Annotated in this window: 14 protein-coding genes; 6 read left to right on the forward strand and 8 right to left on the reverse strand. The window is 53.4% G+C overall.

Annotated elements, in window-relative coordinates; translation table 11 throughout:
* Positions 1 to 50 precede the first annotated feature (50 nt).
* Both ACP5D4_RS06985 and ACP5D4_RS06990 read right to left on the reverse strand, forming a co-directional pair.
* Complete coding sequence (locus tag ACP5D4_RS06985; protein WP_428010908.1) at positions 51 to 1,040, reverse strand: methyltransferase domain-containing protein; 990 nt, start codon at positions 1,038 to 1,040, stop codon at positions 51 to 53.
* A 308-nt stretch (positions 1,041 to 1,348) separates the two neighbouring features.
* Positions 1,349 to 1,480: a hypothetical protein gene (locus tag ACP5D4_RS06990; protein ID WP_428010909.1), complete on the reverse strand. Its 132-nt coding sequence runs from the start codon at positions 1,478 to 1,480 to the stop codon at positions 1,349 to 1,351.
* A gap of 760 nt (positions 1,481 to 2,240) precedes the next feature.
* Here ACP5D4_RS06990 and rppA point away from each other — a divergent pair.
* Together rppA and ACP5D4_RS07000 are read left to right on the forward strand one after the other, a co-directional pair.
* Positions 2,241 to 2,933, forward strand: coding sequence for a two-component system response regulator RppA (gene rppA, locus ACP5D4_RS06995; protein WP_428010927.1), 693 nt, complete (start codon positions 2,241 to 2,243; stop codon positions 2,931 to 2,933).
* A 174-nt stretch (positions 2,934 to 3,107) separates the two neighbouring features.
* On the forward strand, positions 3,108 to 6,269 hold the full coding sequence (locus ACP5D4_RS07000; RefSeq protein ID WP_428010910.1) for an EAL domain-containing protein: 3,162 nt from the start codon (positions 3,108 to 3,110) through the stop codon (positions 6,267 to 6,269).
* A gap of 23 nt (positions 6,270 to 6,292) precedes the next feature.
* Here the strand turns inward: ACP5D4_RS07000 and ACP5D4_RS07005 are convergent, their stop codons facing one another.
* Both ACP5D4_RS07005 and ACP5D4_RS07010 read right to left on the reverse strand, forming a co-directional pair.
* Complete coding sequence (locus ACP5D4_RS07005; protein ID WP_428010911.1) at positions 6,293 to 6,481, reverse strand: CPXCG motif-containing cysteine-rich protein; 189 nt, start codon at positions 6,479 to 6,481, stop codon at positions 6,293 to 6,295.
* A 36-nt stretch (positions 6,482 to 6,517) separates the two neighbouring features.
* Positions 6,518 to 6,964: an SRPBCC family protein gene (locus ACP5D4_RS07010; RefSeq protein WP_428010912.1), complete on the reverse strand. Its 447-nt coding sequence runs from the start codon at positions 6,962 to 6,964 to the stop codon at positions 6,518 to 6,520.
* A gap of 158 nt (positions 6,965 to 7,122) precedes the next feature.
* Here ACP5D4_RS07010 and ACP5D4_RS07015 point away from each other — a divergent pair, with 158 nt between their 5' ends.
* On the forward strand, positions 7,123 to 8,325 hold the full coding sequence (locus ACP5D4_RS07015; RefSeq protein WP_428010928.1) for a methyltransferase domain-containing protein: 1,203 nt from the start codon (positions 7,123 to 7,125) through the stop codon (positions 8,323 to 8,325).
* Positions 8,326 to 8,339: 14 nt separating this feature from the next.
* On the opposite strand, the gene ACP5D4_RS07020 is transcribed toward ACP5D4_RS07015, so the two are convergent.
* Positions 8,340 to 10,289: an amylo-alpha-1,6-glucosidase gene (locus tag ACP5D4_RS07020; protein ID WP_428010929.1), complete on the reverse strand. Its 1,950-nt coding sequence runs from the start codon at positions 10,287 to 10,289 to the stop codon at positions 8,340 to 8,342.
* Between the two features lie 237 nt (positions 10,290 to 10,526).
* Positions 10,527 to 11,636, reverse strand: a complete 1,110-nt coding sequence (locus tag ACP5D4_RS07025; RefSeq protein ID WP_428010913.1) for a hypothetical protein — start codon at positions 11,634 to 11,636, stop codon at positions 10,527 to 10,529.
* A gap of 207 nt (positions 11,637 to 11,843) precedes the next feature.
* Between ACP5D4_RS07025 and ACP5D4_RS07030 the strand changes: the two genes are divergently transcribed.
* Positions 11,844 to 13,949: a S8 family serine peptidase gene (locus ACP5D4_RS07030; RefSeq protein WP_428010914.1), complete on the forward strand. Its 2,106-nt coding sequence runs from the start codon at positions 11,844 to 11,846 to the stop codon at positions 13,947 to 13,949.
* Positions 13,950 to 14,052: 103 nt separating this feature from the next.
* Here ACP5D4_RS07030 and ACP5D4_RS07035 read toward each other — a convergent pair whose 3' ends face one another.
* On the reverse strand, positions 14,053 to 14,697 hold the full coding sequence (locus tag ACP5D4_RS07035) for a hypothetical protein (protein ID WP_428010915.1): 645 nt from the start codon (positions 14,695 to 14,697) through the stop codon (positions 14,053 to 14,055).
* Between the two features lie 273 nt (positions 14,698 to 14,970).
* Here ACP5D4_RS07035 and ACP5D4_RS07040 point away from each other — a divergent pair, with 273 nt between their 5' ends.
* Entirely contained in the window at positions 14,971 to 15,360 is a 390-nt protein-coding gene (locus ACP5D4_RS07040; protein WP_428010916.1) for a RidA family protein, read from the forward strand.
* A 3-nt stretch (positions 15,361 to 15,363) separates the two neighbouring features.
* Here the strand turns inward: ACP5D4_RS07040 and ACP5D4_RS07045 are convergent, their stop codons facing one another.
* Complete coding sequence (locus ACP5D4_RS07045; protein WP_428010917.1) at positions 15,364 to 16,317, reverse strand: metal ABC transporter solute-binding protein, Zn/Mn family; 954 nt, start codon at positions 16,315 to 16,317, stop codon at positions 15,364 to 15,366.
* 98 nt (positions 16,318 to 16,415) lie between these two features.
* On the opposite strand from ACP5D4_RS07045, the gene ACP5D4_RS07050 reads away from it, so the two are divergent.
* A complete protein-coding gene (locus ACP5D4_RS07050; RefSeq protein WP_428010918.1) occupies positions 16,416 to 17,210 on the forward strand; it encodes a metal ABC transporter ATP-binding protein in 795 nt (264 codons plus the stop codon).
* The last annotated feature ends 52 nt before the right edge of the window (positions 17,211 to 17,262 follow it).

Below are 17,262 nucleotides of genomic sequence, written 5' to 3' on the forward strand. Positions count from 1 at the left end.
ATTCAGTTTTTTGAAGGGGTCGATCGCCCGCCACTCCTCCTGACTTATCGTTAATTTTTCGCCGTTTGACTCGAGGCAGTTTCCACCAATTCCGGCGAAGACTCCCCACGCACCGCCCGGAACATTCCAAAGCGACAAAGTCCCGCACCAAACGCCAGCCGCATTAACAGGATCGTCGGCACTTCTCGCACAGATTTAACAAACCCAGAAACTCCATATTTCAACCAGCCTTGCGGTCGAATAATGCCTTGCCAAATGGAATCGATCCAAGAGGGAAGTGTTTCTTCTGTCCAATCGTCTGTTGTCACGGAACCTTCAACCAATCCGGTTTCTTCTAACAGTTCTGAAAACCCTTCAATACTGGCAAATTCCGGATGCGACCACTGATCTAGGAGTTGTTTCATAACAATTCTCTCCCAGAAATTCAAGGGTTTTTGGCGAGCGTCTCGTTGGTTCCAATCTGCCACAACGAGAATCCCACCGGGTTTCAAAACCCGAATTAATTCTTTAGCAAAACCGGCTTTGTCGGGCATATGTGGACCGGCTTCGATCGACCAGACCACATCGAAACTTCCATCAGGAAAGGATAGCGACATGGCGTCGTCTACTTGAAATTTAGCGTCTACCTCTTCCGGCGTTAATTCCTGGGCCCGTTTGACTTGTTGGGGGCTAATGGTAATTCCCGTGACCGAAAAACCGTATTCTCGGGCTAAAATTCGACTGCTTCCACCGATACCGCAACCCACATCTAAAACTGTGGTTCCTTGCGGCAGATTTTCCAAACCGCCCCAACGAACCATTTCACGGACGAAATCGGCTTTAGCTTCCAGAAAATCTTTGCGTTGCGGCGGGGAACCGTAATGACCCAGGTGAATGTGTTCGCCCCAGTAAAATTCTAAAATCCCGTCTTCAGTCCATTCGTCGTAGGAGTTGGCGACGGATTCTGAGGATTGGTAGCGGCGAGCTGTTGTAAGATAGAGGATTAGCGCGAGGGCGAGGAGTCCGAAGAGGATTCCTGATGTAATTAAAATGACATTCATGGCGATTTAATTTGGAGATTCAATGTTGAGCGATCTCTATTTTGTCACGTTTTTTTGAATTCGACGATTGGCAGAGGCTCTGAGGGAAAGAACTCTCTTTTTTGATTCTGTGTATTATTGTAAATAATAACACTATTTTTAGGCAAAATATGTTAATGCGCCCCTAAATCTAGCTGGATTCAGGGAAGTTCGGCCGCACAATTGAGACTGACTGCCCGTCAAAGATGCCAAAGATCCAAAAGATCCCCGGCATCTGCGAGATGCCGGGGATCTAGAAGTGAGATCTAGAAGTGATATCCCGTCTTGAGTTAATCGTCGTAGGAGTTGACGACGGATTTGGAAGACTGGCGGCGGCGAGCGGTTACAAGATAGATAACCAAGGCGACAGCGAGATGTCCCAGCAGGATGGCGAGGGTAACGAAGAGGGTAGGAATGGCCATTTAATTTTGAGATTCAAGTTTGAGTCGATCGCTATTTTGTCGAATTTCAAAAATTCGACAATGGGGAGAAATCCTGACGGAAATAACTCCCTTTGAGAATTGTATAGTCTTGCAAATAATAACACTATTACTTTCCAAAATATGTTATACCAATTTTCAATAACGCTGCCATTGATGAAAGCATCAAATTAACCCGTCTTATCGTTCCTACGCTCGGCGTGGGAACGGGAGTTGAGGCGCTCTGCGCCCCGTGCTTGACGACTCGACGCAGAGCGTCCGAAAGGTGCGTCCCTACGCAGAGCGTAGGAACGATGGAAATAATAACACTATTACTTTCCAAAATATGTTAAACATCCGAAAAATATTGCCCGATCTAGGGGGATTGGCCAAGGGTCGGGAAATTGACGGCTTGTCAAAGATCCCCGGCATCTTTAAGATGCCGGGGATCTAGCCAAGAGAGCGTCTCTAGTGGACACTCCCACGAATTCAATTAGTGGGAGTGTCAAAATTCCATTGTTCCGGAAGCTCGCGCTCAAAGAAAAAACCCCTAGCCCGCGAGGAGCCAGGGGCGATCGTCAGGGTGCATCTACCATTCCAAACTACGAGGCCGGGCGGGGGAGATCGGGATAATTTCAGTGAAATTGAGGTGAAAAATTCTCTCGTCCGCAACCCTGCACCGGTCGAGGGTCGATCGACGCGCGTTCAGCGTAACGATAGGATAAAGAAAGATGTAACCCTCGAAATCCCCTATTTCCGCGAGATGCGAATTCTCCTCGTAGACGACGAAGTCGAACTGACTGCGCCCTTAGCCCGAGTTCTCCAACGGGAAGGATATACCGTCGATGTGGCCGACGACGGCGAAGGAGGCTTGAAACTCGCTCGCAACGAGTCTTACGACTTGCTGGTACTGGATTGGATGTTACCGAAACTGAGCGGGTTAGACTTGTGCCAGAAATGTCGGGAAGGGGGAGATACGACCCCGGTGTTGTTCCTCACGGCCAAGGATACTCTCGACGATCGCGTGTTGGGTCTGGATGCGGGGGCGGACGATTATTTGGTCAAACCCTTTGAACTGCGGGAATTGCTGGCGCGAGTGCGGGCCTTGCTGCGGCGATCGTCCCGTTTCGAGACGCAAGAGGTGAATTCTGGGCGGTTGCGGGTTGAAGACTTGGAACTCGACTGTGACAACCAACTGGCGTACCGCAACGGACGCACGATCGAACTCTCGGAAAAGGAAACGCGCCTGTTAGCGTATTTTATGGAACATCCGGGGCAACTGTTGACCCACCAACAAATTCAAGAGCATTTGTGGGGAAGCGAGACGCAACCGAGTAGTAACGTCTTGGCGGCATCGATTCGCCTGTTGCGTCGTAAAGTGTCGGTATCGGGAGAAGCTCCCCTGGTACATACGGTGTACGGTAAAGGCTATCGGTTTGGCAACGGGCCGGATTGATTGAATCGATTTTGGGTGGGACTCCGACGCCACTGAGTTCGACTGTAATCTTACCGACGGGGACTCTGTGGGATATCCGGAAGCGAAATAGAGAAATTTAGCCGACAATGGATGTAGACACGACCCTGCTTCATATTGCTTCCGCGAACGAATATCTTGCAACCCAGACTGCTCATGCCCAGAAACGCCGAGTCACCCGAAGCCAGTCCTAGAACGGCTGATATTTTGGCGTCTACTGAGACTTGGCTGAAAGCCGTTCTCGACCAAACGTTCGACGGCATTTTTATCCTAGACGTGCAACGGTCGGCGACGGAAACGGACTACGTTCTGATTAACAGGAATCCGGCTCTGCGTCGGATGTTGCTTCTGGAAGACGAGGCGCTCGATCGCTCGATCGATCTCTGTTTTCCCGAACTCATCGCCTGTGAAACGTGGGAACAGTGCGATCGCTGTCGGGACAAAAAGCAAGCCCTCTCTTACGAGGTGACGTGGCAGCGGTACGGACAACCGACGACGCTCTTGGTGTCTCTCTCTCCGATTTTGGACAAACAGGGTTGTGTCCGACAAATCGTCGGTCTCTGTCACGATACCAGCGAACGGCGGCGCGTCCTCAAAGAAGCGCGACTGCTGCAAACGATTACTCTGGCGATGGTGGAATCGCGAGATTTCACGGCGGCGTTGGGGGTGGCGTTGCGGAAAATCTGTCAAGTGACCCTGTGGGATTACGGTGAGGTTTGGATTCCCACTCCTGACGGCCAGCAACTCGAAAGTCGGTCGGCGTGGTACAGCAATTCTGACCCCGACAGTGAAACCTATCAGAAAGACTGGCATTTTCGGCAATTGGCGCAAGACCTGACTTTTCCCGCTGAAGCCCGCTGGTACGGTCAAGTGTGGTCGATCGATCGGGTGGATTCCCACTCAGAAGGCAGTTTAGACCCGACCTTAGATCTGTTGCGAGTCGAAAGTGCGATCGCCCACGGGTTTTCGGCGGGTTTAGTCATGCCTCTGTTGGTGAAAGGGGAAGTGTTGGGGGTTCTGGTGTTCTTCGTCCGCCAAGCCCAACAAGCGGACCAGCAAAAAATTTCTCTGGTGTCGGCGATTACCGTTCAACTCAGTGTTGTTCTCCATCACAAAAAATATCGCAATATTTTCGAGAACGCGGTTTCGGGCATTTACCAACAAACGCCAGAGGGTCGCTACACGATGGTCAACCCCATGCTGGCCAGTATCTTCGGTTACGACGATGCAGAGGAATTCGTTTCGGCGGCGAACCGACCGGAGGTCGAGTTATACGTTAACCCAAGCGATCGAACCGCCTTTTTCGAGAAAGTTCGCTTTCACCCTGAAGGTAGCAGTATTGAAACTCAAGTCTATCGGCGCGATCGATCGAAAATTTGGATTCGCGAAACCGCCCGCATGGTCTGGGACGGCCACCAACGCCCCATCGCCATCGAAGGCACCGTCGAAGACATCACCGTTCGCAAACAAGCGGAACTGCAACTGCACCACCGAGACGCGCTGTTACAGGGAACCTCTCGCGCCCTGCAAACCCTCATCGCCCAGGGAAACCGCAGGAACGTCATTCCCGAAGCCTTAGCCATCGTCGGGGAAACTACGGGGGTCGATCGTATCGGCGTCTACGAATACACTGAATCGAGTCAGGTTCCGCCAACTGTCACCCTCCGCTACGAGTGGCACAACGATAATTTAACTTCTCGACAAAATCGCCTGGCCTCCCAAGAAGAAGAGGGCGACGACGAGGTATTTACCCTGTTACCGGAGGACTACCAAGTTCTCGACAGCGGACGCTACGTTCACCGAACTGTCAGCCAAAGTCCCGAACCGCTGCGATCGACCTTAGCCGCTGAGAACATCGCCGCCTTTCTGCTGTTACCCATCGTCATCGAAGACGAACACTGGGGCTATTTGAGTTGGGAATGCGTTCAAACGCACCACTTGGTTTCCGAGAGCGAAATTTCCATTCTCCAAGCCGTCGCCGCCAGTATCGGCGGCACCATCCAACACCAACGCACCGCTGAAATCGTCCAATATCGAGCCTTTCACGACCTGCTGACGGGACTCCCCAACCGCCTTCTGTTCGACGAACACCTTCAAACCGCCCTCGCCCGCGCCAAACGCAACGGCGATAAAGCGGCGGTCTGTTTTCTGGATCTCGATCAGTTCAAAACCATCAACGATACCCTCGGTCACGCCATCGGCGACAAGCTGTTACAACAAACTAGCCATCGCCTTCGTCGCTGTTTGCGTCAGTTCGATGTCATCGCCCGCTGGGGGGGCGACGAGTTTATCCTTTTGTTACCGCAATTGCGCCAAATCCAAGACGCCGAGAAAATCGCCCGTCGTTTGTTGAAAGTCCTCGAACCGCCGTTTGAGATTGACGGACACCAGCTTTACGTCAGTACCAGCATCGGCATCGCCATTTATCCTTCCGACGACGAAGATGCCGAAACTTTGGTCAAACAAGCCGACATTGCTCTTTATCGCGCCAAAGACGCCGGACGCAACAACTATCAGCTTTACAGTCCGTCGATGGAAGCCCAAGCCTCGAAACGCCGTTTGGCTATTGAGAGTTTGCGAAAAGCCCTGGAACAGAACGAGTTTCGGCTGTACTACCAACCCCAGGTGACGGTAGAGGGGGCGATCGTGGCGTGGGAAGCCCTGTTGCGGTGGCAACACCCTAGACGAGGCTTGCTGTCGCCGTCGCAGTTTTTACCGATGGCGGAGGAAAACGGATCGATTGTGGCCATCGGCGAATGGGTTCTCGAAACCCTCTGTCGGCAAATTCAAAGCTGGAACGCGGCGAAATTGCAGGTTGGCAAAATTTCGGCGAACCTTTCGACTTACGAACTGCAAAACCCCAATTTAAGCGATCGTCTGGCGGAGTTTTTAGAGGAGACGAGTATCGATCCGAGTCAACTGGAGTTAGAAATCCCCGAAACGGTTGCCCTGCAAGATACGAAAATCGTGCGAGAGCGAGTTCAAACTTTTCAGAAAATGGGGGTTTCCATCGCCCTCGACGATTTCGGAACCGGGTATGCGTCGTTGAGTTCTCTACCGATTTTCCCGATTCAAACTCTCAAAATCCATCAAAACTTCGTCCACACCTTGGGGGAAGACAGTTATAACGAAGCGGCGATCGCGGCTATGGTGGCGTTAGGAAACGCCCTCGAACTTCGCATCGTTGCCGAAGGGGTGGAAACTCAAACGCAGTTCGATCGACTTCAACAACTCGACTGTCCCCAAATGCAAGGGTATTTTTTCAGTCATCCGATGTCCGTCGAGGAAGCCACGCAAGTTATGGCTGACGGTATTTGAGACTTTCTAAAAAACCGGGAAAATCAAGATTCCGTTTCGGTATCGATTTCGACATCTAAGGTCTCTTCGTCGAACCGAAGGTACAAAATATTCGGCTGACAGCAAACCTGACAGTCTTCGACGTAAGATTGCTGGGAACCCGCACTCCAATCCACAAACGTGGGATTCGTCTCGCCACAATAGGCGCAAACATACTCTGCCGAACTCTCCAACGCTATCCCTCCTCATCTCCTCATCCCATTATCCCATCAACCTCTACATTCTCGTTGCGTGACCTCGTGGCGATAGCGAAACATATCCCGAAGCCGTTCTTCAACGAACCATCCCATTAGCGTTTCAGAAATTGGCGATCCTGGCATTTGATAGGCGATCGAATCCGTCAACCGGGTTTTTCCGTCTTCCTCGCTGAATTGGTGTCGGTGCGTCCACGACTCCATCGGTCCTTCGGTTTGTTCGTCTGTAAACAGGCGATATTTTTCGAATTCCGTATGACGCGCCACCCAGCGCAGGGGAATCGGTCCCAAGTAAATGTTAAATTCGCTAATTGCCCCGATGTTGAGTCCTCCTTCTCGGCGGACGACTTCCACAGGTTGCCACGGCGGAGTGAGGAGTTGCAGGATATCTTGACGTTCGTGGAAGTTCCAGACGACTTCGACGGGGGCATCGATGAGGCTGCTGTAACGGAAGTGGAGCATGGGTTAGGCTTGGGTAGGGTGCGATTCTTAGATCGATTCTTTGACAACTACAGTAACGCAATCGATCGGCGGTTGACGAAAATGCGATCGACCTCTGCGATCGTACTTCTACCAAACACCGCTACCCTGAATTAAAGACCTTATTGCATTTCAAGGATATTTCAATGACCGATAGCCCAACCACCGCTTACAATGTCGAACATTACAATGTCGAACAAGCTGTTCTCGATCGCTATCAAGCCGGGGCGCAACAAGTCGAAGCCAGCTTGTGTTGTCCCACGGAATACGAAACGCACTATTTAGAGGTTTTACCCGACGAAATCCTCGAAAAAGACTACGGATGTGGCGACCCCTCTCGCTACGTCAACCCCGGTGAAACCGTCGTCGATTTAGGCTCGGGTGCGGGAAAAATTTGTTACATTCTTTCCCAAAAAGTCGGCGAAACTGGCCGCGTTATCGGCGTCGATTTCAACGACACCATGTTGGCGCTGGCTCGGAAATATCAAGCTGAGATTTCTGCGAAAATTGGATACCACAACGTTGATTTTGTCAAGGGCAAAATTCAAGATTTAGCCTTAAATTTAGAAAAACTTCAAACTTGGCTAAACGCCCATCCCGTCAAGACCCTGGAGGATTTAGCCGCCTTAGAAACCGAGCGCGATCGCCTGCGATTAGAAGAACCCGCCATTCCCGACAACAGCGTTGACGTAGTGGTGTCCAACTGCGTCTTGAACTTAGTGCGTCCCCAAGACAAACAACAGTTATTTCGCGAGATTTTTCGAGTCTTGAAACGGGGCGGACGCGCTGTCATTTCGGACATCGTGTGCGACGAAACGCCGACCGAAAAAATTATCAACGACCCAGAACTTTGGAGCGGTTGCATTTCCGGCGCGTTCCGAGAAGAAGGCTTTTTAGAAATGTTTGAAGAGGCGGGATTTTACGGAATCGAAATTTTATCCCGTCAAGAAGACCCCTGGCAAGTTATCGATGGCATCGAGTTTCGATCGATGACCGTTCGCGCCTACAAAGGGAAAGAAGGAGACTGTTGGGAACGCCATCAAGCGGTGGTTTACAAAGGTCCTTGGAAACAAGTGCGGGACGATGACGGCCATGTTTACCATCGCGGTCAACGGATGGCAGTTTGCGATAAAACCTTCCAAATTTTGACGAATCCGAACAGTCCTTATCAACAGGATGTGATTCCCATTTTGCCTCATCAAGACATTCCTTTAGAACAGGCGAAAAAATTCGATTGTCAACGTTCGACCGTTCGCAGCCCTCAAGAAACCAAGGGTGCCAACTATCGAGAAACCCGCACCCACGACGCGCCTGTTTGCGGCGAGAGTTCCGGGTGTTGTTGAGTTTTTCTGAATCGTTAACTCAGCTTTTCCATCACTCGTAACACTTCCGCCACACTCCACGCCTGGGCGAAACAGCCCCGAGGCGTGTGAGGGGGGTCGCCGTCGAAAATCTCGCTGAGGCTGCCGAGGCCCGCCGCCGAGAGATGTTCTCTCATCGGTTCGAGGAAACTCCGCGCCTCGGCTGCGTTGCCGTAAACTCGGAAATGGGCTTCGGCAAAAGGCCCCAACAACCAAGCCCACACCGTCCCTTGGTGGTACGCCCCGTCACGCTGCCAGCGATCGCCCCCGTAATAACGACGGTACTGGCGATCGTCCGGGGAGATCGATCGCAACCCGTAAGAGGTGACGAGTTTCTGTCCCACCAAATCCACCACTGACTTCGCCCGTTCCCCCGTCAACACCGCATGGGGCAAGGACACGGCGAAAATCTGATTCGGCCGTAACGTGGCGTCGTCTCCTTCTGGACCGTCGATCGCGTCGTAACAGTAACCTCCGGGGGCATACCAAAAGCGATCGAACCCCTCCCGCGTCCGTTTCGCCAACCCTTCGTATTCCGCTGTGGGTTTGTCCAATGCCGCCGCCAACTCCACCATCGTCGAGAGAGCGTTGTACCATAGGGCGTTGACTTCCACCGCTTTCCCCTGGCGAGGCGTCACCACCCAGTCGTCCACCTTGGCATCCATCCAAGTTAACTGGACGTCCGGTTCCCCGGCGTACAACAAGCCATCTTCATCGACATGGATGTTGTAACGAGTGCCGCGACAATGCCAATCGATAACCTCCTGCAACGCCGGGAACAACTCGGCAATAAGGGCGTTGTCTCCCGTCGCGAGTAAGTACGATCGCAACGCCTGAAAATACCACAAAATCGCATCGACCGTGTTATACGCCGGTTTGCGACTGCCATCGGGGAACAGATTCGGCATCATGCCGCGATCGAAATATTTAGCAAACGTCCGCAAAACCGGCCGTGCCAGTTCCGGCCGTCCCGTTGCCACTGTCAAACCCGGCAAACTCACCGCCGTGTCCCGTCCCCAATCGCTAAACCAGGGATAGCCTGCAATGACCGTTTTTCCGGCAGGATCGTCCGCCAAGGGTCGATCGACCACGAATTGGTCTGCCGCTAACGCCAACTGTTCCAACCAAGAGGATTTCCCACTGCGGGCGACAAAGCGATCGCGCAACCCTTCCTCATAGTCGTAGCGGCGTTGAAGTGCCGCCTCCCCGTCAATACCAACGTGGTTTTCGGTACTCGCCACCACCGTCAACGACTGTCCCGGTTCCAACATCGCCTCCAACGTGGCCGCATGTAGGTGATTTTCCCAACTTCCCGTTCCCCGATACCGTTCCATCGCCAAATCGAACTCCCGATACCAGCGATGGTGAGGCGTCCAAGTTCCCTCACCTCGCAACCGCAGCGGAACCGCACCGCCGAAGGCTACCACGTCGATGCCCCCTTCCACGGTCCACACCTGCCAGTTACCCACCACCGACGCCCCATGATGGTCTCGAGTATTCGCGAACGCCTTTAACGACAGATGAAACGGGGCAGAAGCCCGATCTAAGCTGTAACGAATATAAGTCGTATTCTGTCCCTGTTCCATCCAAACTCGCTTCGACAGTCGGGCATCCGCCACCCCAAACTGCCACACGGGAACTGTCCCTTCGAGATAAAACCGTTCCAACTGTAAATACCCCGACGGCGCCACCGTTCCGTCCGCCCAGCGGTTCGTGGCCAGGTCGATCGATCGACCCAAATACGCCGCCGTCTCGTCCAACTTCACCAACATCAGCGTCCGTCCTAACGGCGGTTCCAACGCCGCCACTAACAAACCGTGATAGTGGCGCGTCAACAGCCCCGGAACCGTCCCGCACCCATAACCGCCGATGCCGTTCGTTACCAGCCACTCCCGGGTTTGCGCCAATTCCAGATTGCCGCAGATCTCTCGTCCGAATCCCACCATATCCTCTCTCTCCGTCGAAGCCGTCCAGAGCGATCCTACAGGCTTTTGGAGGGGGAGATGGGGGGATGATGGGATGATGGGATGATGGGATGAGGAGAGGGGGAGATGGGGAGATGGGGGGATGATGGGATGATGGGATGAGGAGAGGGGGTCAAGACGCACCGCCCCCAATCGGGTGATGGGAAGAATTGTCAATTCTCCTCAATTCTCCTCAATTCTCAATTCTCCTCAATTCTCCTAATTCCGTCCGCCGGAATAAGGATCGTTGACGAAGCCGAGTTCGTAGAGTTGGCGGTAAGCGTTTTTGCCCAACTCCCGCGTCGGGTTTTGAGACCCCACGATTTCCACCAGTAGCGGAACCGCCAGTTCGGGCTGGTTTTGGGCGCGATGTAATAACGCCAGTTGGTACGTGGCTTCGTCCCGTAACTGCGCCGATTCTAGGGCGAGGCGTCGTTGTTGTTCGTAAATGCTGTTTTCGATGCCCGAAAAACTTCCGGCTAACTGCTGGTAGTAGTTCGAGAGGCGATTTCCCAGTTCTCGGGCTTCTTGTAATTTCCGGGCGGCGGCGTCGTAATTTTCAGAGGTCACTGCGTCGTTGGCCTGTTCCATTAACGTGGAAACGCCGCTGAGACTGAGAATCGAGTTGGCGAGAGGGGCGGGGGCGTCGTTTTCTGGTTCTGGGGTTTCGGCGGTGTCTTGGCTGTCAGTGGGATTGGCAGAATTTTCGGCGTTTTCGTCGTCGCCTTCTTCTGCGTCGATTTGAATGCCGAAGGGCGATTCGACAAAGCCCAATTCGTAAAGTTGGCGATAGGCGCGGTTGCCCAGTTCTCGGGTGGGGTTCTGGGAGGCGACGATTTGCACCAGTAAGGGAACGGCGAGTTCGGGTTGTCCTTGGGCGCGATGTAACAGGGCTAGTTGGTAGGTGGCGACATCCCGCATTTGGGCGGCTTCTAACGCCATGCGTCGCTGTTGTTGGTAAATGCGGTTGTCGATGCCGGAAAATCCGCTGGAAAGCTGTTGGTAAAAGGACGAAAGCTGATTGCCCCACTGTCGGGCTTCTTGCAGTTTGGTGATGGCGCGATCGAAATCTTCGACGGCGATGGCGTCGTCGGCTTCGTCCGTCAGCCGAGTCAGCCCTTGCAAGCTGAGGGCGCTGTCGTCCATGGGAAGGCGCGGTGCGGCGGCGGTTTCCTCTGCCGGGAGTTCGTCAGCCGCCTCGGGAAGGTCGATCGATCCGGGGGTTTGTCCCCAAGCCTGCGGCGTGGCGAACGTCGCCGCTAGAACCAGGAGAAATGTTGAGGTTCGAGAGTATCGAAAGCGGCGGAATCCATGAGTTGGAAATAACATTTGAACCTTCACCTATGAAGTGCCAAGGGCGATCGAACGGCGACGTTATGGAACGACCGACGAAGTGTTACAGCTTTGGTGTCGCGATTTTTTTAACAAATCTGTAACAAAGGCGTATATTAACATTTCTCTGGGCGAGCTTTCCATCCGGAAATGGCGATCGATCCATCCCGTTCGTCGAGTAAGATAGCGATCGAGTCGGTATCGATGGCCAATACAGGCAGGGGGGAAGTCGTGGCTGAAGATTTGGGAACGACGCTACAACGAGGCGGCGAAACTTTATCCCTCAATAAAGCGGTCGATCGCTTCACGGTTCGTCCGCAATCGCCCGCTGTCAGTGAATTGTTATTGTCCCAGGTTCGCGCTTCGTTCTGCGGCCGGGTTCCGGTAGGGTCGCGGGAAGAAGCGGTATTACTCGAGTTTAATGTCGAAGACCCCGCCCGACTGGAAGCGGCGATGGACAGCACGCGGGAGTTAGAGGACGTGGCCTTTGTCAGTCACGTTTACGAAATTCACAACAATCCCGGCAGCTTTGTATATTTAGCTGACGACATCACGGTGATGTTAGACGAAAGTCTGTCTCAAGGCGACCGAAACGCCCTCGCCACCGAATTCGGACTCGAGGAACTGCGCCCCCTGGAAGGGTTGCCCGGTGCTTTCGTCTTCCGCGTTACCAAAGACGCCACCGCCAACCCCATCAAAATCACCAACGCCCTGCTTCGACGGGACGAAATCCTGGCGGCCGAACCCAATCTCGTGATTCGCTCTTCCCCCACCTACCGCCCCAACGACGACTTCTATCCCCGTCAGTGGTATCTACATCACGACGGGGGGTCTTGGCTGTCTTCTAACTCCCATATCGAGGCGGAAAAAGCCTGGGATATCACTCGAGGCGATCGATCGGTGGTGGTTGCTATTACGGACGATTCGATCGATATCGACCATCCGGACTTTCAAGGGATGGGAAAAATCGTCGCCCCGCGAGACTTGCGCGGCAAAGACTTCCTGCCCCTCCCCGAAGCCCAAAGCGACAACCACGGTACCGCTTGCGCGGGAGTCTGCCTCGCTGAAGAAACGGGCAGCGGTATCGTCGGCGTCGCCCCCCGCTGCGCCCTGATGCCGATTCGGACGACGGGCTATCTCGACGACGAGTCCATTGAAGAACTCTTTGATTGGGCGGTCGATCGCGGGGCGTCTGTTATCTCCTGTAGTTGGGGCGCCAGTGCCGTCAACTTCCGCCTCTCTATGCGTCAATACGCCGCCATCGCCCGGGCTGCCAGCAAAGGCCGCGACGGTAAAGGCTGCGTCGTCGTCTTCGCCGCCGGAAACGCCAACCGCCCCATCCGAGGCACTATCGACGAAAGGGACTGGCCGCAAAACGTGGTTTCTGGGCTGACGGCATGGTTGAGCGGTTTTGCCACCCATCCGGACGCGATCGCCGTCTCCGCCTGCACCAGCCAGGGGCGCAAAGCCGCCTATAGCAACTGGGGCGACGAAATCTCCGTTTGCGCCCCCAGCAACAACGCCCCTCCCGGTATTTGGTTGCAACAAACGGGATATATCGGCACTGCCCCCGCCGTCACCCAAAGTCTCCCCGGATTGGGCGTGTTCACCACCGATCGCGTGGGAAGTGCGGGATACGCCCGGGGGGACTACACCGCTGGATTTGGCGGAACCTCCAGTGCTTGCCCCGTGGTGGCGGGTGTGGCTGCCCTCGTTCTCTCGGTCAATCCCCACTTAACTGCCGCCCAGGTGAAGGACATTCTCCAGCGATCGGCGGATAAAATCGTCGATCCTGAACCCGATCCTCAACTGGGTAAGCGGTTGGGGACTTATGACAGTCAGGGACATTCCCCCTGGTTCGGTTACGGTAAAGTCAACGCCTACAACGCGGTTCTGGCGGCGAAGCAGATGCGAGAAGCCCCTCAGACGGTGACGAAACGGGTTCGAGGGACTAACGATCGCGCCGTCAGAATTCCCGACGGCGATCTCGATGGCGTTTTCAGTCCGATTCGCGTTCTCGATGATTTAGCGATTATCGAACTGGTGGTCAATCTGAATATCGAACATCCCTATCTGGGGGATTTGGAACTCTATCTCGTCGCCCCCAACGGCGAAAAAGCATTGTTACAAGGTCGTGGTGTCGGACGAAAACCCGGTTTGACGGCTACTTATTCCACGACAGACACCCCCTCGCTGAACAAGTTTCGCGGCAAGTCTGCGAAGGGGATTTGGAACCTCCAGGCGATCGATGTCGCCCACGGTGATACGGGAACGCTCCAAAGTTGGCAGTTAACTCTCGGAATGGGTTAGTCGAAACGGACACCTCTTACTTTTTTTAAAAGAGCCGATTCTCTAGACCCTCATCCCCCAATCTGCAACTCTGCCACCTTGGGAGATGGGGAAACCGATTGAATTAAAGCTTGTGAAAGGAATCAAAAAATGCCGTCACGGCTTCTAAAGATGCAGATTCGTTGAGCTGACTGACTGCCAAAACATAGAGTCGATCGCTCTCGATAATTAAGCGAAAGGAAATGGTTTCTTCCTCGTTTTGAAACCTCAAGTCTTTGGCAGTCAAACCGTTAACCGAAAGATTTCGATCGACCGTCATTTCAAAATCGCTTTCTCGCTCCAACAATCGATCGCGAACCTTCCCTAACACCTCCGCGTCGCTGCCCAACTGACTGAAATCAAACGGTTCCGAGTAAGCTGCCACGTACCGCGCTGATTCCGGGTGCATTGCCAAAATGTCAAATTCGAGGATTCCGGCTTCCGTTTCCACGGTTTCTGTTTCTTGAACTACGGTTCCGTAAGGTATCCAAATCGAAAATCCTCCCTCTCGGAAGAGAACCCGCTGCCACATTAAATTTTCATCCGAAACCGTCAAGCTTGGTGGATTTTCTCCAACTCGACTCAGTTGGTGAATTTCTTCCTCAAACGCCTCGTATCCTCGCTCGAAAAAATTGGGGCGGTTTATCAAAGAATGAAATTGAGCGAGTCCAGCGGTTGCCACGGGGAACGTTGCGAGAAGGGCAACCAAACTCACGTTGGTAACTTTCATTTTACAACTTGCATGATGGGATCTCGCCCATCGATCTTTTCGAGAAAATTTCAAGAAAAAAGGTCGATGCGTCGAGGTCTGTTCTCACAATTCCATATTAACCCCCCCTTGCGAAAACGTCCCCTTTCGGCTGTGGCCTCGAAACGCTCCCGATAGAAGTGAGGACTGGTGAATCGCCCTCTCTCACTTGCAGTTCTTTGGCAACTCGATCGATACTACAATGTCGAGCGCGATCGCTCGCACTCGACCCACTCACAAGGACACACAAATCCTATGCGTCAAATCGTTCGTACCGAAAACGCTCCCGCCCCCGTCGGACCCTACAACCAAGCAGTCCTCGCCACGGGACAAATGCTCTTCGTCGCCGGACAAATTCCCCTAACCCCCGATGGCGAACTCGTCGCCTCCGGAGATATCGCCGGACAAACCGAACAGGTATTCGCCAACCTCGAGGCGATTCTCAAAGCAGCGGGGGCGAGTTTCGCCGATGTGGTCAAAACCACGGTATTTCTCGACGACATGAACGACTTCGCCGCCATGAACGCTGTTTACGCCAAATATTTCGACGAAACCAACGCCCCGGCGAGGGCGGCGGTGGAAGTGTCGCGACTTCCGAAAGATGTTCTGGTGGAAATTGAATGTATCGCGATGGTGTCGGCGTAGCTTCTATTTTGCGGTAAAGGGGGTACAGTCGCCGCCTAAACCGTTGGCGATCGCACAGGTATTCGACACCATCATTTTGATATACGAGTCGCCCTCGCTTCCTACTGCACCGATAGAATCCGAATACAGTTCCGGTTCGGCGAGGGTGACACCCGCTTCTTCCGCCACCGTCGAAATCAACTGTGGGTTAATGGTGGTTTCGGCGAAAATTGCCGGAACCCCCGTTTCTTTGACGTTTTCCACCAATTGCTGCACTGTTTGGGCGCTGGGCTGTTCTTCGGTACTGATTCCGATGAGGGTTCCCACTACGTTCAACCCGTAAGCACTGGCGTAATACTGAAACGCATCGTGAGTTGTAATCAAGTTGCGCTGGTTTTCGGGAATCGTGGCGATTTGAGTTTCAATCCAGGTATCGAGTCGTTGCAGTTCTTCGGTTAAGGCGGCGGCGTTTTCCGTGTAGGTATCGGCGTTTTCGGGATCGCGTTCCACCAGAACCTCTCGAATCACCTCCACCATGACGATCGCATTTTCAACGTCTCCCCAAACGTGAGGATCGGGTTCGGTTTGTCCCTCATACTCGAAATTGAGGGGTTGGACGGCTTCTCCAACGGGGACTTTTTCGGCGTCAGTTCCCACCCCTTCGATGAGTTTGATTAAGGCGGGTTCTAGATTGTAGCCGTTATAGAAAATGACATCGGCGTTTTCCAAGGCGATGCTGTCTTGGGGAACGGGTTCGTAAACGTGAGGATCGGCGCCGGGTTCGAGAATTCCCTCGCCATCGATGGCCTCGCCCCCCACGCGATCGACCCAATCGGTCATAATCGTACTGGTGGACACCACGTCGAGGCGATTGTCATCCCTGGGAGAGAGGGATCGATCGTCGCATCCCGCCAAAATGGAGAGAGTTGACAGTACCGCAACACCCAGTTTTTGGGAAACGCTGAGGGAAATTCTCATGCTACTTTCACAGTTGCCTTCATTTTTCTTTCATAAATATCTCATATTTGTTTCATTTTTGCGGTAAACTGACAACAGCGCCGTTTGAAACTGCAACTATGCAAGACTTACATCTCTATCCCAGCAACCCTTGGAGCGATCGCCTCGAAACCGCTGTCGCTCAAGACCTCGCCCCCATCCACATCCAGGGGTTGAGCGTGTCTTACCGAGAGGTCGAAGCGTTGCGAAACGTCAATTTAAAGTTGCAACCGGGAAAACTCATCGGAATCGTCGGTCCCAACGGCGCGGGAAAAAGTACCTTAATGAAAGCCTTACTGGGGTTGATTCCCTCCGCTACAGGAACGGTACGCCACGGAAGCCAACCCCTGACGGAACAGTTAGAACGAGTCGCCTATGTTCCCCAGCGTTCGGCGATCGATTGGACGTTTCCCGCCACCGTCTGGGACGTGGTGATGATGGGACGCATTCGTAAAACCGGGTGGTTTCGTCGATATTCCGCCGTCAGTCGCCGCATCGCCTCAGATGCGCTGGAACGGGTGGGGATGTCACCGTTTGCGAAACGTCGCATCGGCGATTTGTCCGGAGGACAGCAGCAACGGGTATTTTTGGCGCGATCGCTGGCGCAGGAAGCGAGCGTATTTTGTTTTGACGAACCGTTTACGGGGGTCGATCGCAAAACGGAAACTATCCTCTTTCAAATTTTCCGAGAACTAGCCAACGCCGGACATATCGTGTTAGTCGTCAACCACGATCTCGGCGAGTCCATCACGCATTTTGACGAGTTGATTCTCCTCAATCGCGAACTCATTGCCGCAGGCGATCGCCCGTCGGTCATGACTGCTGAAAATATGTATCGCGCCTACGGTGGAAAAGTCCAATTTTTCAGTCATTAATCCTGTTTTAAGTGAGGTTTTATTTCCAGATTATCGGTATTCTAAACATATC

Source organism: Baaleninema sp., from assembly GCF_049974805.1.
Lineage (GTDB): Bacteria > Cyanobacteriota > Cyanobacteriia > Cyanobacteriales > Geitlerinemataceae > Baaleninema.